Raw genomic sequence first — 16,178 nt, forward strand, 5'->3', positions numbered from 1 at the left:
GGAGACACCATGGATACCCTCTATTACATCACTGATAACTGGCAGATGCTGCTCGGCCTGACCTGGCAGCACACCTGGCTGGTGCTGGTGGCGGTTGGTTTTGCCATCCTGGCTGGCGTACCGCTGGGCATTTTAATTGTCCGCTTTAAGTGGCTGGCGACACCGGTGCTGGGCGTCGCCACTATTGTACTGACCATTCCGACTATTGCGCTGTTCGGGCTGATGATCCCGTTGTTTTCGCAGATCGGCCAGGGCATCGGCGCCCTGCCCGCCATCACGGCAGTGTTTCTCTATTCGCTGCTGCCTATTGTGCGGAACACCCATACGGCGCTGGAAAACCTGCCCTCCGGACTGCGCGAAGCGGGACGCGGCATCGGTATGACGTTCTGGCAGCGGCTGCGCTGGGTAGAGATCCCGATGGCGCTGCCGGTGATTTTCGGCGGCATCCGCACGGCGGTGGTGATGAACGTCGGCGTTATGGCGATCGCCGCCGTTATCGGTGCAGGCGGTCTCGGACTGCAGCTGCTGGATGGCATCGGCGGTAGCGATGTACGCATGCTTATTGCCGGCGCGCTGATGATATGTCTGCTGGCTATCTTTCTTGACTGGCTGCTGCACCGGCTGCAGCTGGCACTGACCCCGAGGGGGATTCGCTAATGATTAAACTGGAAAACCTGACGAAAACCTTTACCCAGAAGAGCGGCGCGGCCTTCAATGCGGTTGATAACGTCAGCCTGGATGTACCGGCAGGCGAAATGTGCGTGCTGCTCGGCCCTTCCGGCTGCGGCAAAACCACCACGCTGAAGATGATTAACCGGCTGATACCGGCCAGTGGCGGCCGGATTTATATCAACGGAGAGGATACCAGCGGCCAGGATACGGTAACGCTGCGCCGCAACATCGGCTATGTGATCCAGCAGATTGGCCTGTTTCCGAACATGACGATTGAGGAGAATATTACGGTGGTGCCGCGTATGCTGGGCTGGGATAAAAAGCGCTGCCGCGAACGGGCTACGGAGCTGATGAGCATGGTGGCGCTGGACCCGACTAAATTTTTGCATCGCTATCCGCGTGAAATGTCCGGTGGTCAGCAGCAGCGTATTGGCGTTATCCGCGCCCTGGCCGCCGATCCACCGGTATTGCTGATGGATGAGCCGTTTGGCGCCGTCGATCCGATAAACCGCGAAGTAATCCAGAACGAGTTTCTGGAGATGCAGCGACAGCTGAAAAAAACGGTCATGCTGGTCAGCCACGATATTGATGAAGCGCTGAAGCTCGGCGATCGCATTGCGGTGTTTGGTCAGGGAAAAATTGTGCAGTGCGCCAGCCCGGATGAGCTGCTGGCAAAACCTGCTAATGACTTTGTCGGATCCTTCGTTGGTCAGGATCGCACCCTTAAGCGCCTGCTGCTGGTACAGGCGGGCGACGTCACTGACCAGCAGCCCACCATTACCGTACGCCGCAGTACGCCGCTTACAGAGGCCTTTGCCACCATGGATGACAACGATATGCGTTCCGTTACGGTTGTCGATGAGGATGGCAGGCCGCTCGGATTTGTGAAGCGGCGCGAAGCGCGCGGCGCTGCCGGCCAGTGCGGAGAGCTGCTGCACCACTTTCGCGTCACCGGTAAAGCTGAAGAGAACCTGCGCGTGGTGCTGTCAAAGCTGTATGAGCACAATACCGTCTGGATGCCGATTGTCGATGAAGATGGTCGCTACAGCGGCGAAATTTCGCAGGATTACATAGCGGATTATCTCAGTTCTGGCCGGACCCGCCGCCGTCTGAACCCCTGAACGCTGCGTGCGCCGGAAGCGGCGCACGCGTGGCTCGTTAATCGTGTTCTGACACGCTGACGGCTGCGGGTTGTGCCCTGGTAAAGGAAAACGCCGGCCCGGTTAACGCCTCCGGATCGATATAGCGCGTGAGATCGCGCTGCTCAGCGCGCGGCAGATAAGGCAGCTCTCCCAGCAGCGGCGCGGCAAGCCGGTCGCGCAGCACGCTGACAATCTCCGCATAGTGAGCCAAACCCGGATTGATGCGGTTTGCGACCCAGCCTGCCAGCGTCAGGCCATCGTGCGCAATCGCCTCCGCTGTCAGCAGCGCATGATTAATACACCCCGTTTTTATCCCCACGACCAGCACGACCGGCAGCTGCTGCTGCTGTACCCAGCCGGCGAGCGGCTGCCGATCGTTTATCAGGCTGCGCCAGCCGCCTGTGCCCTCCACGATCACATATCCCGCCTGCGTCTGCAGATCGGCCAGATGACGATCCAGCAGCGCGTAATCGATATGCTGCCGTGCCCCCGGTCCGGACGCATCATCGGTCAGAATAACCGGATTAACCGCCGGATAGCTGAGCGTCAGCCCTGACGCCTGCTGCAGCAGTTCTGCATCGCGGTTGCGTAATCCTTCCGGCGTGGCGCGCGCCTCTTTTGCCACAGGTTTAAAACCTGCGGCGCAGATGTTTGCCTGTGCCAGCAATTGCAGCAGCGCGCATGCAACCACTGTTTTTCCTGCTCCGGTATCGGTACCTGTGACAAATAGCGTTTTCACCTGTTCCACTCCTTCCAGTAAGCAGCATGGATAGCCTGCGAAGAAGGCAGTGTAGGTAATTGACGCCGCCGGATGCTTGCGTTAGCGCAAACTTAAGGTGGGCTGTAGTTATCCCTGCAGCAGTTTAATCAGCAGATGACCGTTATAGAGGGCATCTTTGATCAGCGCTGCCGCCCCCAGCGTACCGGGATCGCTCATTAACGCAGGCACCAGCTCCAGATCGCGGCTGTAAGCGGGCAGCGCCTGCTGCCGGATAGTGCTGTTTATGGCGGGGAAAAGTACGTCTGCCGCCTGATTGAGTGGCGAACCGATAAGAATTTTTTGCGGGTTGAAAATATTCACCATCATCGCCAGCATACGCCCGACGTGATGCCCCACGCCGGCAATCGCATCGTGCGCCAGCCGGTCACCCTGCTGCGCAGCGCGGCAGAGGTTTTCCAGCGTCAGCGGCTGCTGATGCAGCGGGCTGTCAGGCTGTAGCGCCAGCCGCTGCTGCGCCAGCTGCAGCAGACTGGAAGTGCTGGCCACGGTCTCCAGGCAGCCGTGATTACCGCAATAGCACTGCTGGCCCCAGGGATCGATCTGGGTATGCCCTATCTCCACCAGCGCACGGCCGCTTTTATGCAGCAGCTGACCGCCACTGATGACCCCTGCGCCTACGGTCTCATCAATAACAATCTGAATAACATCCTGCGCGCCGCGCGATGCGCCAGACTGCGCCTCTGCCAGCGTCCACGCTGAGATGTCATGCTGCACAAACACCGGCAGGCCGGAACGCTGCGCCAGCGTTTCGCCCAGCGGCATATCCTCTACATCATAGCCCGGCATGCGATGAACCACGCCGGAGGCGGCGTTGATAAGACCCGGGGTGGTGATAGCGATAGCTGTCAGACGCTCCAGCCGCTGCTGATGCCGGATAAAGAACGCATCCACCAGCGTCTGCAGCGTCTGCAGCAGCGGCACGTCAGACGTCACGGGCAGCGGCAGGCGATCCTCTTCCAGTGCGCGGCTGCTTAAATCGCGCAGCGTCAGCGTGATTGCGCCGGGCTGAATACGTATCGCCAGATAGTGCCACGCCAGGGTATCGAGCACGAGACCAATCGCCGGACGACCGCGGCTGCCCGGCTCCTGAAACTCCGTTTCCTGCACCAGATGCGCATCCAGCATTTCGCGTACAATTTTAGTAATGCTGGCGGGTGCCAGCTGCGCCCGTCTGGAGAGTTCAATACGTGATATCGGCCCATGCTGGTCAATCAGACGGTAGACTACGCCTGCGTTAGTCTGTTTGATGTGGTCAATATGACCAGGCTGACTCTCCCGATTCACACCCTGCTCCCGGATATTTTCGCGCTTCTAAATAAACATTCGCTATGGTGAGGCACTTTGCCGGAGAGCGTTAACTATTTGGCTGGAAATGTGACTGGTCGCACAGATTGTTCGGCTCCGTCTGCCCTGATTGCGTCAGATTTCAGCGTTTTCCAGCATCAGCGCCTGCATGTTGCGCATCTGGGCGGTGGGTTCCCGCAGCGCTGACCAGACCAGCCACACTTCCGAGCGCGCATCGCTCTCCTCCAGCGGGATCCAGATCAGATCGGCGAGCCGCGCCCGGGCAAACGCAGCGGGCAATACCGAGATCCCCAGCCCGGTCGCTACCAGTCCCAGAATCGTCATCGCCTCACCCGCCTCCTGCGTGATAACCGGGCTGACGTGATAGCGATGCAGCAGGGCCAGAATGTCACCGTAGAGCGCCGTACCGCTCTGCGCGTCAAAGAAGATAAACGGCTCCCCGGTCAGGGCGCGAACGGAGAGGCTGCGGTGCTGCGCCAGCGGATGATCGCGGTGCATCACCGCATATAACGGCTCCCGCAGCAGCAGCTGGTAATGCAGATCTGCCGGCAGCGGCGTATTGCGCATCACACCCAGATCGAGCTGGCCATCAAGCAGCGGCGTCAGCTGCTGGCGGGTGTTGTGCTCCTGCATATGAATATGCACTTCCGGCCAGCGCTGGCGAAAACGAAACAGCGCATCGGAAACCAGTCCGGTAAACGGGGCTGATGAGGTAAAACCGATGCGCAGTTCGCCCTGCTGCCCCTGATGAATGCGTGCCGCCCGGTCAGCGCTCTGGTTTACCTGCAGCAGAATAGCGCGCGCATCCTGCAGAAAAGCGGCACCGGCCGGCGTCAGCTGTACGCTGCGATTGGTGCGCACCAGCAGTCGGGCCTGAATGCTCTGCTCCAGCTGCTGGATCTGCTGGCTGAGCGGCGGCTGAGAAATATTGAGGCGCCGCGCCGCGCGGCCAAAATGCAGCTCCTCAGCGACAGCAATGAAATAGCGCAGGTGACGCAGCTCGATAGCCATATTTTTAACATATCAGTTGAGAGGATTAATATATTGTACATCTCATTAACGCCTTTCTACAGTAAGTCACTCTCTCTCAATAAGGATATCCTGTGAGCCGCCTTACCTCGCTGATATGGCGTAACCCTATCGACGTCACTGCTGACGCCACCCCGTCCCGCATCGGGCGCGACTCACCGCAGTTCCTGCCGGTGACGCTGGCGCTGTTTTCTGCCGGCCTTGCCACTTTTGCTCTGCTCTACTGCGTCCAGCCTATTCTGCCGGTGCTGTCGCAGCAGTTTGGCATTACGCCGGCGCAAAGCAGCATCTCGCTCTCGCTCTCTACCGGATTGATGGCGCTGGGGCTGCTGTTTACCGGTCCGCTTTCAGACGCTATTGGCCGTAAGCCGGTGATGGTAACGGCGCTGATGCTGGGGGCGCTGTGTACGCTGCTGTCGGCGATGATGCAGAGCTGGCACGCCATTCTGCTGATGCGTGCGCTGATCGGCCTGTCGCTCAGCGGCGTGGCCGCCGTTGGCATGACCTATCTGAGCGAAGAGATGCATCCCCGGGTGGTGGCTTTTTCGATGGGACTCTATATCAGCGGCAATTCCATTGGCGGCATGAGCGGCCGTCTGCTCACCGGGGTGATCACCGATCTCTTTTCCTGGCGAATCGCCATTGGCGTCACCGGCTGCTGCTCGCTGGCGGCGGCGCTGATGTTCTGGAAAATCCTGCCCGCATCGCGTCACTTCCGCCCCGCCTCGCTCCGCCCGCGCCATCTGCTGATCAACTTCCGCCTGCACTGGCGCGACGGCGGGCTGCCGCTGCTGTTTGCCGAAGCCTTTCTGCTGATGGGCGCGTTTGTCACCCTGTTTAACTATATTGGTTACCGGCTGATGAGTGCGCCGTGGACTCTCAGCCAGGCGGTAGTAGGATTACTGTCGCTGGTCTATCTCACCGGCTCATGGAGTTCGCCAAAAGCAGGAGCCCTGACCGGCCGCTTTGGGCGCGCGCCGGTGATGCTGAGCGCTATCGCTATTATGCTGGCCGGACTGCTGCTGACGCTGGCGCCCACCCTGTGGCTGATCGTTCCCGGCATGCTGCTCTTTACCGCCGGTTTTTTTGCCGCTCACGCCGTTGCCAGCGGTTGGGTGGGAACCCGCGCCCGGCGCGCCCGAGGCCAGGCCTCTTCACTCTATCTGTTCAGCTACTATGCCGGATCCAGCCTGGCCGGTACGGCGGGCGGCCTGTTCTGGCATAGTTACGGCTGGCCGGGCGTCACGTTATTTATTACGCTGCTGCTGCTGCTGGCACTGCTCACCGGTTTTCTGCTGCTGCGCCGCCGCCTCTGACCCGCGCTTATGGCCAGGCGGAGCGCCCCGGCTCCGCTTCTGCCACCTTTCTCCAGGTCCACCTGAAACAAAACTGCAATTCATCGTTATAATCTTTTCTATTCCAATAATAGTCAGACGTTTTTTTTTACAGCAATGAGGTGGTTAATGGCGCTTTTTTACTATGTTGATAAACATGCCGGGTATAACAATAATCATGTGGTGCACGCAAAAGGCTGCCCGTTCCTCCCTGCCGACCCTGCGCGGCGCTTTCTTGGCACTTTTTATGCGCCGAACGCGGCGATCCAGCAGGCGCGTAAATTCTATCCGGGCGCCATGGGCTGTGAGCACTGCTGCCCGGTGGGTGTAAAAAAAAACCTGACCCCCTATAATAGCGTGGCCCTGAAACATATGGTGTGACTCTGATAATTCTGGTCTGAAGTCACACTGTTATAAATAAGGGTTACGTCGCCACTCTGTCAGCCCTGAATTCCGCGCTTTTCCCCGTCAGCGGCTGATGCCGGTAATAAACAGAGGAATAAAAAAGCCTTAGCAGGTTTCCATCTGCCGGTTCATCAGCCACAATAGAGATAATTTGTGACGCAGATCACCTTTGAGGCGTCTCTGCTCCCGTTAACCTGCTGTCTGACTAATTTGAACTTCATGCAAACATCTACCGTTTCCCGTAAAACAGCCTGGCTACGCGTTGTCCTGCTGGCCATTGCGGCGTTTGTCTTTAATACCACTGAATTTGTGCCGGTCGGCCTGCTTTCTGATATTGCAGCAAGCTTTACGATGAAAACGGCAGATGTGGGGATCATGCTCACCATTTATGCCTGGGTGGTGGCGCTGCTGTCGCTGCCGCTGATGCTGCTGACGCGCAACGTTGAGCGGCGTCTGCTGCTGGCGGTGCTGTTTATTCTCTTTACCGGCAGCCACGTGCTCTCAGCGTTTGCCTGGGACTTCCGCTCTCTGGTGGTGTCCCGTATCGGGATTGCACTCTCACACGCCGTGTTCTGGTCGATTACTGCCTCGCTGGCTATTCGCGTGGCACCGGCGGGTAAAAAAACGCAGGCGCTGAGTATGCTTGCCACCGGAACCGCACTGGCAATGGTTCTGGGGGTGCCTATCGGGCGCGTAATCGGGCAGTATCTCGGCTGGCGCACCACGTTTGGCATGATTGGCCTCTCGGCGCTGGTGCTGATGATCCTGCTGGTGCGTGTGTTACCGCGTCTGCCCAGCGAGCATACCGGCTCACTCAGCAGCGTGCCGATGCTGTTCCGCCGTCCGGCGCTGGTGACGATGTATCTGCTGGTGACGCTGGTGGTCACGGCGCACTACACCGCTTATAGCTATATTGAACCCTTTATGCAGGTGGTAGCGAACGCGGATGCCAATTTTACCACCCTGCTGCTGCTGCTGTTCGGCTCTGCGGGCATTCTCGGCAGTATTCTGTTCAGTACGCTGGGTAACCGCTTCCCGTCTGCGATGTTAATCGCTGCTATTGCGCTGATCACGCTCTGTATGGGACTGCTGATTTTTGCAGCGGTGCGCCCGACCGCCATTATTACCCTCTGTATTATCTGGGGCATGGCGATGATGATGATCGGACTGGCGATGCAGGTTCGCGTGCTGTCACTGGCCCCGGATGCCACCGATGTGGCGATGTCGCTCTTCTCCGGTATTTATAATATCGGTATCGGAGCCGGCGCACTGCTCGGCAGCCAGGTCAGCCAGCATCTGCAGCTCTCAGACGTGGGTAACGTCGGGGCGCTGATAGGGCTTTTCTCGCTGTTCTGGTGCGTGGCGATTTTCCGCCGCTATCCGCAGTTACGCTCTAATGGCTGACTGACCGACCGGCAGCTGCAGGGACGCACGCTGCCGGAGCCCGCTTTTTGTATTACGCCTCGCATCCTGTCCGTTTTGCCCTTTATAATCCCACTGACTCTCTCCGCAGGGACCGTTATGAACAGTAAACGAGTAACGCTGATTCTGTCGCGCGCCGTCAGCCACGTCATGCTTGAGGATATCCGGGCGATTGTGCCAGCCGCTGCGCTGAGCGTTTTTATCAATACCCTGGATGAAACCCGCTACGCCACGGTTGAGTGCCTGCAGAGCGAAGAGAACTGTGCGCTGCTCGCCTCCGCTATTGTGGTCTGGCGTCAGCTCGGGCAGATTCAGCACATTGACTACCATAAAGGCGATCGCCTGCGGCAGATCGCGGATGCCACGCAGTTTGAACTGTTCAGCATGATGAAAACGCATCGCGCGCTGCTCCGGCTCGCTTAATAAGGATTGCTATGAAGATTGGTTTGCTGTTTCCCATTGCCATTATTGTTGCCGGCGTAACGTTTCTGGCCTGGTTTATCGCCAGCGGTGCAGCGGTGCCGGGATCGTAAAGCGGCACCGCTGCGGCGGCAGCAGCCGACGTCTGCGCCTTAACGGATATGCTTCTGGCTAAAGAGCAACGCCGCGCCGCTCAGCAGCGACATCGCCATCAGATAATAGCCCGGTGCCAGGCTACTTCCCGTCCAGCTAATCAGCAGCGTGCAAATCAGGGGCGCAAAGCCGCCAAAGAGGGTAACGGCGACGTTATAGCTGATCGCCATGCCGCTGGCGCGCGTGCCCATCGGAAAGAGATCGGCCATCACTGAAGGCACCACGGAGAAGTAGACCGACTTCAGCAGCGCCATCCAGCAGACCAGCAAAATCAGCGTCACCGGCGTGGTATGGTTCGCTAACAGCCGGAACGCCGGCCAGATGGTAACCATTAACAGTATCAGCGATCCCCACATCAGCGGTGCGCGGCCAACGCGCTCCGCCCACAGGCCCATCAGCGGCGTCACCAGCGTCAGGATCACCCCGCCCAGCAGCGTAGCGGTAAAGGCCGCGCTGCCTGAAAGGTGGAGATTTTTGGTCGCCCAGGTCGGCACATAGTTCAGCATGTAGTTAACCGCCGTCGAGATTACCATCAGGCCAATCGCCAGCAGCATCAGCTGCTTCTGGCGCCCGAACAGACGCTTCAGCGGCGCGGGCTCCGGCGGGCGGTCGGCAAAGCTTGCGGGCTCATGCACATGGCGGCGGATATAGAGACCCAGCGGACCAATCAGCAGCCCAAAGGCAAACGGAATGCGCCAGCCCCACGCCTGCATTTCACTTTCGCTCAGCAGCTGCGTCAGCCCCAGCCCAAACGCAGAGGCCATCAGCGTACTGGCTCCCTGGGTCGCGAACTGCCAGCTGGCAATAAAGGCTTTGCGCTCGGGATAGTGCTCCACCAGAAAGGCCGTCGAGCTGCCAAACTCGCCGCCAGCTGAAAATCCCTGAATCAGCCGCGCTACCAGAATCAGCAGCGGCGCCAGCAGCCCGATGTGCGCATAGCCCGGCATAAAAGTGATGATCGCCCCGCCCAGCATCATCAGATTGATTGAGAGCAGCAGCGCCCGCTTGCGTCCGTGGCGATCGGCGTAGTTACCCAGCACGATTGCCCCCAGCGGGCGGATCAGAAATGAGACGCCAAAACTGCCAAAGGTCAGCAGCAGCGAGACCGCCGGATCGCTGACCGGGAAAAACGCGTGGGCAATATAGCTGGCAAAAAATCCATATACCGCAATATCAAACCACTCCAGGGCATTGCCGATGCAGGTGGCAAACAGCGTTTTATGCAGCGCAGGTTTACTCCCCGCGAGCGTGGCGGCCGGGTTCAGGCTGCTCATTGTGCACCTCCTGCTCTGGCACGATGCTGTGCAATAAGCGCGTCACCCCGCTCGCCCAGATCCCACAGCAGCGCGGTCATGATCTGCAGCCCTTCGCGCGCCACCGGCGTCAGCAGATGCTCATTGACGCCATGCTGCCCGCAGGCCGGATAGGAGTGCGGCACCCAGAGCGTCGGTAATCCCAGAATGTCCGCAAACACATCGTTCGGCAGCGATCCGCCCAGATTCGGCAGCAGCGCCGGAGGCTGCTCACACAGCGCCGTCATGGTATGCATGACCCACTCCACCAGCGGATCGGTCGGATCAAAACGCGTTGCCGGCGATCCGTGCAGCACCTCAACCTCAACGTCAGTAAAGCCTGCGGCGGCAAGGTGAGCCGTAACGTGCTCGCCCAGCCGCTGCCAGTCGGTTCCCACCACGAAGCGCAGCTGGCATACCGCCGTGGCGCTGGCGGGGATAGCATTCATCGGGCGTGCCGGATTGCCGGTGATAAAGGTCAGCACTTCCAGCGTGTTCCAGCCATAAAGGCGTTCGGCAGGCGTCAGCCCCGGCTCCCCCCAGTTGCAGGCAAGCGCAGGATCGCCCGGCATGCCGCCCACGCGGATGCTGCTCAGGATCGCACGCACCGCGGGCGTCAGAGAGTCAGGTTTCAGCGCGGCGACCTGCAGCTCACCGCGGGCGCTTATCAGTGCTGCGATCGCATGGGCCAGCCGGGTACCGGGGTTACTCAACAGGCCGCCCCAGTTGCCGGAGTGACAGGCGTTGTCGCGCGCGTTGATGGTGAGACGAAAATTTACCGCGCCGCGTGAGCCGAGAAACAGGGTCGGACGGGGTGCGCTGACGCGCGGTCCGTCTGACGCGATAAAGAGATCGGCCTTCAGCAGCGCAGCATGTTCCCGGCAGAGTTCCGCCAGGCCCGGCGAGCTAATCTCCTCACCCATTTCAAACAGCAGTTTGCAGTTAAAGCCGAGCCGGCCGCCCCGCGCGTGCCAGACCTGCTCCAGCGCCGCCAGATTTATGCAGTGCTGGCCTTTATTATCCGCGCTGCCGCGCGCATACCAGCGATCGCCCTCTGCCGTCAGCTGCCAGGGATCCAGATCGGCGCGCCAGTTTTCATCGTCACCAAAGACCACATCGCCGTGACCATAGCTCAGCAGCGTGGGCAGCGTCGCCGCTTCCATACGGATGGCAACCAGGAACGGCGGCTTATCCGCCAGCGGGTTGGCGATAAAGTGCAGCTCAAAACCGAGCGCGCTCAGCTGCGGGCCGATCTCCTCGCGCAGGTAATGCGCCAGCTGCGGCGCACGATCTGGTCGCTGACTCTCCGTGCGCAGCGCCACGCGTCTCGCCAGCAGCTGCTGAAACTCACCGCTGTCGAAGTAGCGCAGCGCGGCTGATATCGCCCGATCTCGTGTCATGTTTGCATCTCTGTTTGCGTTATTGTGCTGACATAGTTACGAAATCACTGCTTTGCCACAATTATCAATTTATCGAGTATGCTTTGCTTTTACAGCAAAGCTTCCCTGCCCGTTTCTGAGGCATGCACTATCATGAGGCACGTCGATGTTAAGCACTGAACTTCGCTATTTTCTGGTGGTTGCCCGGGAAGGATCGCTCAGCGCGGCCAGCGCGCAGCTCTACGTGGCCGTTTCCGCTATCAGTCGTCAGATACAGCGGCTGGAGACGCAGGTTGGCACGCCGCTGTTTCAGCGCCACGCGCGCGGGATGGTGCTGACGGAGGCGGGGGAAATCTTTGCGCATCACGTGCGAAAAACGCAGCTCGATATGGAGTATGCCCTGGCGGAAATCAACGGATTACGTGCGATGCGGCGCACGCTGATCCGCGTGGCCTGTACCGATGGTCTGGCGTTCAGCCTGCTACCGGCTCTGATCGCCGCGTTTCGCGCTGACCACCCGGCCACGCTGTTTGAGGTACAGGTGGCAGACGCACAGGGTGTGGCAGAGCAGCTGCGTCAGGGCGCGTGCGATATTGCGCTGCAGTTCAGCCTGCGTGCTGAACAGGGAGTGGAGGTTATCGGCTCCTGGCCTGCGCCGGTGTTGCTCCTGATGCAGCAGCAGCACCCGCTGGCCGCAGCGTCCGCTATTACGCTGGCGCAGCTCAGCCACTATCCGCTGGCGCTGCCCCAGCAAAATACGACCGTACGCCAGCTGTTTGAACTGGCGAGCCACATGAGCGGCCAGCTGATTGAGCCGGTGTTAACCTGCGACAACTTCTCGGCGCTGTTTAACTTTCTGCTGCAGACGCCGCAGGCGGTGACAATCTGCAGCGCCTTTACCGTACGCGGCCAGACCGGACGGCATCAGCTCGCCCTGCGGAGCATTAATATCGAACAGCTCAGTCAGCGTACACTCCAGCTGCAGGCGCAGTCAGGGCGACCCCGCAGCGCCGCCCTGACGCTGTTCCTCGCGTTCCTGCAGCAGCAGCTGAGCGCAGAAGATCCAGCGCTTACTGCTTAATATCGACCGGATAGAAGTTGTGCTTGCCAAACGGATCAACCTGATAGCCGCTGACCGACTTGCGCACCGGTTCAAAAATAGTGGAGTGTGCGATCATGACCGCCGGCATCTGGTCATGCATCATCTGCTGCGCTTCCTGATAGAGCGCAACGCGCCGATCATGATCCTGCTCGGCGCGCGCGGCGGTAATGATTTTCTCAAACGGCTGATAGCACCACTTTGACGAGTTGGAGCCGCCATTCGCTGATGTGCAGCTGTAGAGCGGACCAAAGAAGTTATCCGGATCGCCGGTGGCGGTGGTCCAGCCCATCAGCGCCGCCTGATGCTCGCCGCTCTTGACCCGCTTAAGGTATTCGCCCCACTCATAGCTGACGATGCTGGCTTTGATACCCACCTGCGCCCAGTCCGCCTGAATCATCTCAGCCATCCGGCGCGCGTTGGGATTATAGGGGCGCTGCACCGGCATCGCCCAGAGTGCGATTTCGGTACCGGGTTTGATGCCCGCCTCCTGCAGCAGCGCTTTGGCCTGTTGCGGATCGTAGGCGTAATCTTTCAGCTGCTGATCCGCGCTCCAGACGCCCGGCGGCAGAATGTTTTTCGCTACTGTGCCGGTGCCTTTGAAGATTGCGTCGATAATCGCCTGTTTATTGATGGCCATTGCGAGCGCCTGGCGCACCTTCACATTATCCAGCGGCGCTTTGGTGGTGTTAAACGAGAGAAAACCGGTGTTCAGGCCCGACTTCTGCTCCAGCGTCAGATCGGGATTGTTGCGCATCTTATCGAGATCGGCCGGATTCGGGAACGGCATAACCTGGCACTCATTTTTCTCCAGCTTCGCCAGTCGCACCGAGGCGTCCGGCGTGATTGAAAATATCAGCCGATCCAGTTTTGCTTTGCCCTGCCAGTAAGCCGGGAACGCCTTATACAGAATGCGTGAATCTTTCTGATACTGCACCAGCTCAAACGGGCCGGTGCCAATCGGCTGCATATCAACCTTTTCCGGCGTGCCCGCCTTCAGCATTTTGTCCGCATACTCGGCGGAATGAATGGAGGCGAAATACCACGCCAGATCGGCGAGAAAAGGCGCTTCCGGGTGCGCCAGCGTGATACGCACGGTGTGATCATCTACGCGGTCAATGGCAGTGATGAGTTTTGCCAGCTCCAGGCTCTCAAAGTTCGCGTAGTTGCCGCCGGATACGGTGTGATAGGGATTTTTTGCATCCATCTGCCGCATAAAAGAAAAAATCACGTCGTCCGCATTGAAGTCGCGTCCCGGCGTGAAAAGTTTATTGCTGTGGAATTTTACGCCTTTGCGCAGATGGAAGGTGTAAACCCTGCCATCGGGGCTGATCTCCCAGCTTTCTGCCAGCGCAGGCTGTAAATCGGTCGTGCCGGGACGGAAGTCCACCAGCCGGTCAAACAGCGGTACGGCGCTGGCATCCACGCTGGTGCCGGAGGTATAAAGCTGCGGGTTAAAGTTTTCCGGGGAGCCTTCAGAACAGTAAACCAGCGTCTTCGCTGACACACTGCCCGCCACAGCCACGCCCAGCAGGCTTAGCGCCAGTTTGCTCATCATCATTTTCATACTGTTTCTCGCTTTTTATTGACTTATGTTGGTCTGCATCGCTATTTATTTCATTGATAACATGTTTTCACCGCCAGGCGTATCACCTGCGGACCCTTACTGATAAGGAATTGTGATGACAGACCAGCTTGCCCGGGAACTGACCCGGCGGTTTTATCGTTATCTGGCGGTCTCCAGCCAGAGTGATGCAAAGTCCACCACCCTGCCCAGTACGCCCTCTCAGCATGAGATGGCTGCGCTGCTGGCACAGGAGCTGCGAGACCTGGGGCTGCAGCAGGTCGAGATTGACCAGCACGCCACCGTAACCGCCGTTAAGCCCGGCAACACGCCTGGCGCACCCCGTATCGGTTTTATTACCCATATCGATACCGTGGACGTTGGCCTCTCGCCCGATATCCATCCGCAAAAGCTGACCTTTACCGGCGACGACCTCTGTCTTAATGCTGAGCAGCAAATCTGGCTGCGCGTGGCGGAACATCCGGAGATCCTGCCTTACCGCGGTCAGGAGATTATTTTCAGCGACGGCACCAGCGTGCTGGGTGCCGATAACAAAGCGGCGGTAAGCGTGGTGATGACGCTCATGGCGAATCTGCAGGGCGCGCACGGCGATGTCGTGGTCGCGTTTGTGCCGGACGAAGAGATTGGGCTGCGCGGTGCCAAAGCGCTGGATCTTGAGCGGCGTTTTAACGTCGATTTCGCCTGGACCATCGACTGCTGTGAGCTGGGAGAGGTGGTCTATGAATGCTTCAACGGCGCCAGCGCTGAGCTGGTGTTTAGCGGCGTGCCGGCGCATCCGATGTCAGGGAAAGGGGTGCTGGTCAATCCGCTGCTGATGGCGCATGATTTTATCAGCTGTTTTGATCGCCAGGCGACGCCGGAACAGACCGAGGGCCGCGAAGGCTATATCTGGTTTAATGAGATGCAGGCGAACGCCAGCCAGGCGGTGCTGAAAGCCTCCATTCGTGATTTCGATCTGCAGGGTTTTGCCGCGAAGAAACAGCAGCTGGCAACGGTTGCCGAACAGATTGCCGCCCGCTATCCCACCGGCAAGGTGGCGCTGACGATCGGCGACGTTTACAGCAATATCAGCAATGCGATTGGTGAAGATCGCCGCGCCATCGATCTGCTGTTTGCCGCGCTGGCGCAGGCTGGCGTGACGCCGAAAGTGATCCCGATGCGCGGTGGCACCGATGGCTCTGCGCTGTCAGCGAAAGGTCTGCTGACGCCTAACTTTTTTACCGGCGCGCACAATTTTCATTCGCGCTTTGAGTTTCTGCCGATCCCCTCATTTGTGAAGTCGTATCAGGTGGCGGAGGCGCTGTGCGCGCTGGCTGCCAGGCCAGCCTGACAGAGGGCAGGCGTTGCGCCTGCCCGCTCTTTATCAGGGCTGTTTGCTGGCGGTCACGTCAATGCCCGGGAAATATTTGGCTGCCAGCCGGGTCACGGTGCCGTCCGCCTGAACCTTGCTGATAGCTTCATCCAGCGCCGTTTTCAGCTGGCTGTCGCCTTTGCGCAGTCCATAACCGATGCCGGTGCCCAGGATAGCGTCATCCTCAACCGGTCCGCCGGCAAAGGCAAAACCTTTCCCCTGCGGCTTATCCAGGAAGCCGGACTGCCCGGCCGCCGACATCACCAGCGTGCCGTCCAGACGACCGGCGACCATATCGTTATAGACCTGGTTCTGATCCTGATAGGACGTTACCGTCACGCCCTGAGGCTCCCAGTGTTTCTTCGCATAGGTCTCCTGAATAGAGCCCTGCAGCACGCCGACCGATTTGCCTTTCAGCGCATCTGCTGAAGGCTGCAGCTTCTCGCCCGCTTTCACAATCAGCATGCTGGGAATACGGTAAATCGGTTTGGTGAAATCGATGCTTTTTGCCCGCGCCTCGGTGATGTTCATCGCGGAGTTAATCGCATCAAACTTTTTCGCCTGCAGCGCCGGGATCAGCGCATCAAAGCTGCTCTCCACCCAGCTGCAATTGAAGTTGCCGGTTTTACAGATGGCGTTACCCAGCTCAATATCAAAGCCTTCCAGCTCGCCGTGCGCGTTGCGGCTCTCAAACGGCGGGTATTGTGACTCCACGCCATAGCGCAGGCTGGTCTGCGCCAGCGTCTGTGCCGATGCGATCATGCCCAGTGCAATAAACAGCGCGTTTAGTTTTTTCATTATATGTCCTC

General features: G+C 59.2%; 16 protein-coding genes. 9 read left to right on the plus strand and 7 right to left on the minus strand.

The features are described 5' to 3' along the window. Positions 1-9: 9 nt before the first annotated feature. Together osmW and osmV are read left to right on the plus strand one after the other, a co-directional pair. Positions 10-657, plus strand: a complete 648-nt coding sequence (gene osmW, locus F3J39_RS04420) for an osmoprotectant ABC transporter permease OsmW (protein WP_039384394.1) — start codon at positions 10-12, stop codon at positions 655-657. Then, positions 657-1,793 (plus strand): osmoprotectant ABC transporter ATP-binding protein OsmV, encoded by a 1,137-nt coding sequence (gene osmV / locus F3J39_RS04425; RefSeq protein ID WP_166713856.1) that lies wholly within the window; start codon positions 657-659, stop codon positions 1,791-1,793. The genes osmW and osmV overlap by 1 nt, the downstream gene beginning before the upstream one ends. Before the next feature lie 37 nt (positions 1,794-1,830). Here the strand turns inward: osmV and bioD are convergent, their stop codons facing one another. From bioD to F3J39_RS04440, 3 genes are all read right to left on the minus strand, one after another. Continuing rightward, positions 1,831-2,553 carry a dethiobiotin synthase gene (gene bioD / locus F3J39_RS04430; protein WP_104084984.1) on the minus strand — a complete coding sequence of 241 codons (723 nt, stop codon included), beginning with the start codon at positions 2,551-2,553 and terminating at the stop codon, positions 1,831-1,833. 108 nt (positions 2,554-2,661) lie between these two features. Then, complete coding sequence (locus F3J39_RS04435) at positions 2,662-3,879, minus strand: ROK family transcriptional regulator (protein ID WP_094110910.1); 1,218 nt, start codon at positions 3,877-3,879, stop codon at positions 2,662-2,664. A gap of 135 nt (positions 3,880-4,014) precedes the next feature. Next, the gene (locus tag F3J39_RS04440; RefSeq protein WP_039384400.1) at positions 4,015-4,911 is read right to left on the minus strand and encodes a LysR substrate-binding domain-containing protein; all 897 of its coding nucleotides are present in this window, start codon (positions 4,909-4,911) and stop codon (positions 4,015-4,017) included. A 128-nt stretch (positions 4,912-5,039) separates the two neighbouring features. On the opposite strand from F3J39_RS04440, the gene F3J39_RS04445 reads away from it, so the two are divergent. The 5 genes from F3J39_RS04445 (at position 5,040) to F3J39_RS04465 (ending at position 8,623) form a co-directional block, all read left to right on the plus strand. Then, positions 5,040-6,245 (plus strand): MFS transporter, encoded by a 1,206-nt coding sequence (locus F3J39_RS04445; RefSeq protein ID WP_223811754.1) that lies wholly within the window; start codon positions 5,040-5,042, stop codon positions 6,243-6,245. Positions 6,246-6,392: 147 nt separating this feature from the next. Continuing rightward, positions 6,393-6,644, plus strand: coding sequence for a hypothetical protein (locus F3J39_RS04450; protein ID WP_108569336.1), 252 nt, complete (start codon positions 6,393-6,395; stop codon positions 6,642-6,644). 243 nt (positions 6,645-6,887) lie between these two features. Beyond that, entirely contained in the window at positions 6,888-8,072 is a 1,185-nt protein-coding gene (locus F3J39_RS04455) for a sugar transporter (protein WP_039385944.1), read from the plus strand. A gap of 117 nt (positions 8,073-8,189) precedes the next feature. Then, positions 8,190-8,513: a hypothetical protein gene (locus tag F3J39_RS04460; protein WP_039384405.1), complete on the plus strand. Its 324-nt coding sequence runs from the start codon at positions 8,190-8,192 to the stop codon at positions 8,511-8,513. Between the two features lie 11 nt (positions 8,514-8,524). Continuing rightward, positions 8,525-8,623, plus strand: coding sequence for a YoaK family small membrane protein (locus tag F3J39_RS04465; RefSeq protein ID WP_139239671.1), 99 nt, complete (start codon positions 8,525-8,527; stop codon positions 8,621-8,623). 39 nt (positions 8,624-8,662) lie between these two features. Here the strand turns inward: F3J39_RS04465 and F3J39_RS04470 are convergent, their stop codons facing one another. Next, positions 8,663-9,937 (minus strand): MFS transporter, encoded by a 1,275-nt coding sequence (locus F3J39_RS04470; RefSeq protein WP_104084987.1) that lies wholly within the window; start codon positions 9,935-9,937, stop codon positions 8,663-8,665. Next, entirely contained in the window at positions 9,934-11,355 is a 1,422-nt protein-coding gene (locus F3J39_RS04475) for a M20 family metallopeptidase (protein WP_104084988.1), read from the minus strand. The genes F3J39_RS04470 and F3J39_RS04475 overlap by 4 nt, the downstream gene beginning before the upstream one ends. Before the next feature lie 145 nt (positions 11,356-11,500). Between F3J39_RS04475 and F3J39_RS04480 the strand changes: the two genes are divergently transcribed. Beyond that, positions 11,501-12,415: a LysR family transcriptional regulator gene (locus F3J39_RS04480; protein WP_071668836.1), complete on the plus strand. Its 915-nt coding sequence runs from the start codon at positions 11,501-11,503 to the stop codon at positions 12,413-12,415. Here the strand turns inward: F3J39_RS04480 and F3J39_RS04485 are convergent. Continuing rightward, positions 12,405-13,991: an ABC transporter substrate-binding protein gene (locus F3J39_RS04485; RefSeq protein ID WP_199559912.1), complete on the minus strand. Its 1,587-nt coding sequence runs from the start codon at positions 13,989-13,991 to the stop codon at positions 12,405-12,407. The two genes, F3J39_RS04480 and F3J39_RS04485, sit on opposite strands and share 11 nt — an antisense overlap. Before the next feature lie 124 nt (positions 13,992-14,115). Here F3J39_RS04485 and pepT point away from each other — a divergent pair, with 124 nt between their 5' ends. Continuing rightward, entirely contained in the window at positions 14,116-15,348 is a 1,233-nt protein-coding gene (pepT, locus tag F3J39_RS04490) for a peptidase T (RefSeq protein WP_071668838.1), read from the plus strand. Positions 15,349-15,381: 33 nt separating this feature from the next. Here the strand turns inward: pepT and F3J39_RS04495 are convergent, their stop codons facing one another. After that, positions 15,382-16,167, minus strand: a complete 786-nt coding sequence (locus F3J39_RS04495) for a transporter substrate-binding domain-containing protein (protein WP_039384421.1) — start codon at positions 16,165-16,167, stop codon at positions 15,382-15,384. Positions 16,168-16,178: the final 11 nt, after the last annotated feature.

The organism is Pantoea sp. Acro-807 (assembly GCF_011752675.1).
Taxonomy (GTDB): domain Bacteria; phylum Pseudomonadota; class Gammaproteobacteria; order Enterobacterales; family Enterobacteriaceae; genus Pantoea; species Pantoea eucrina.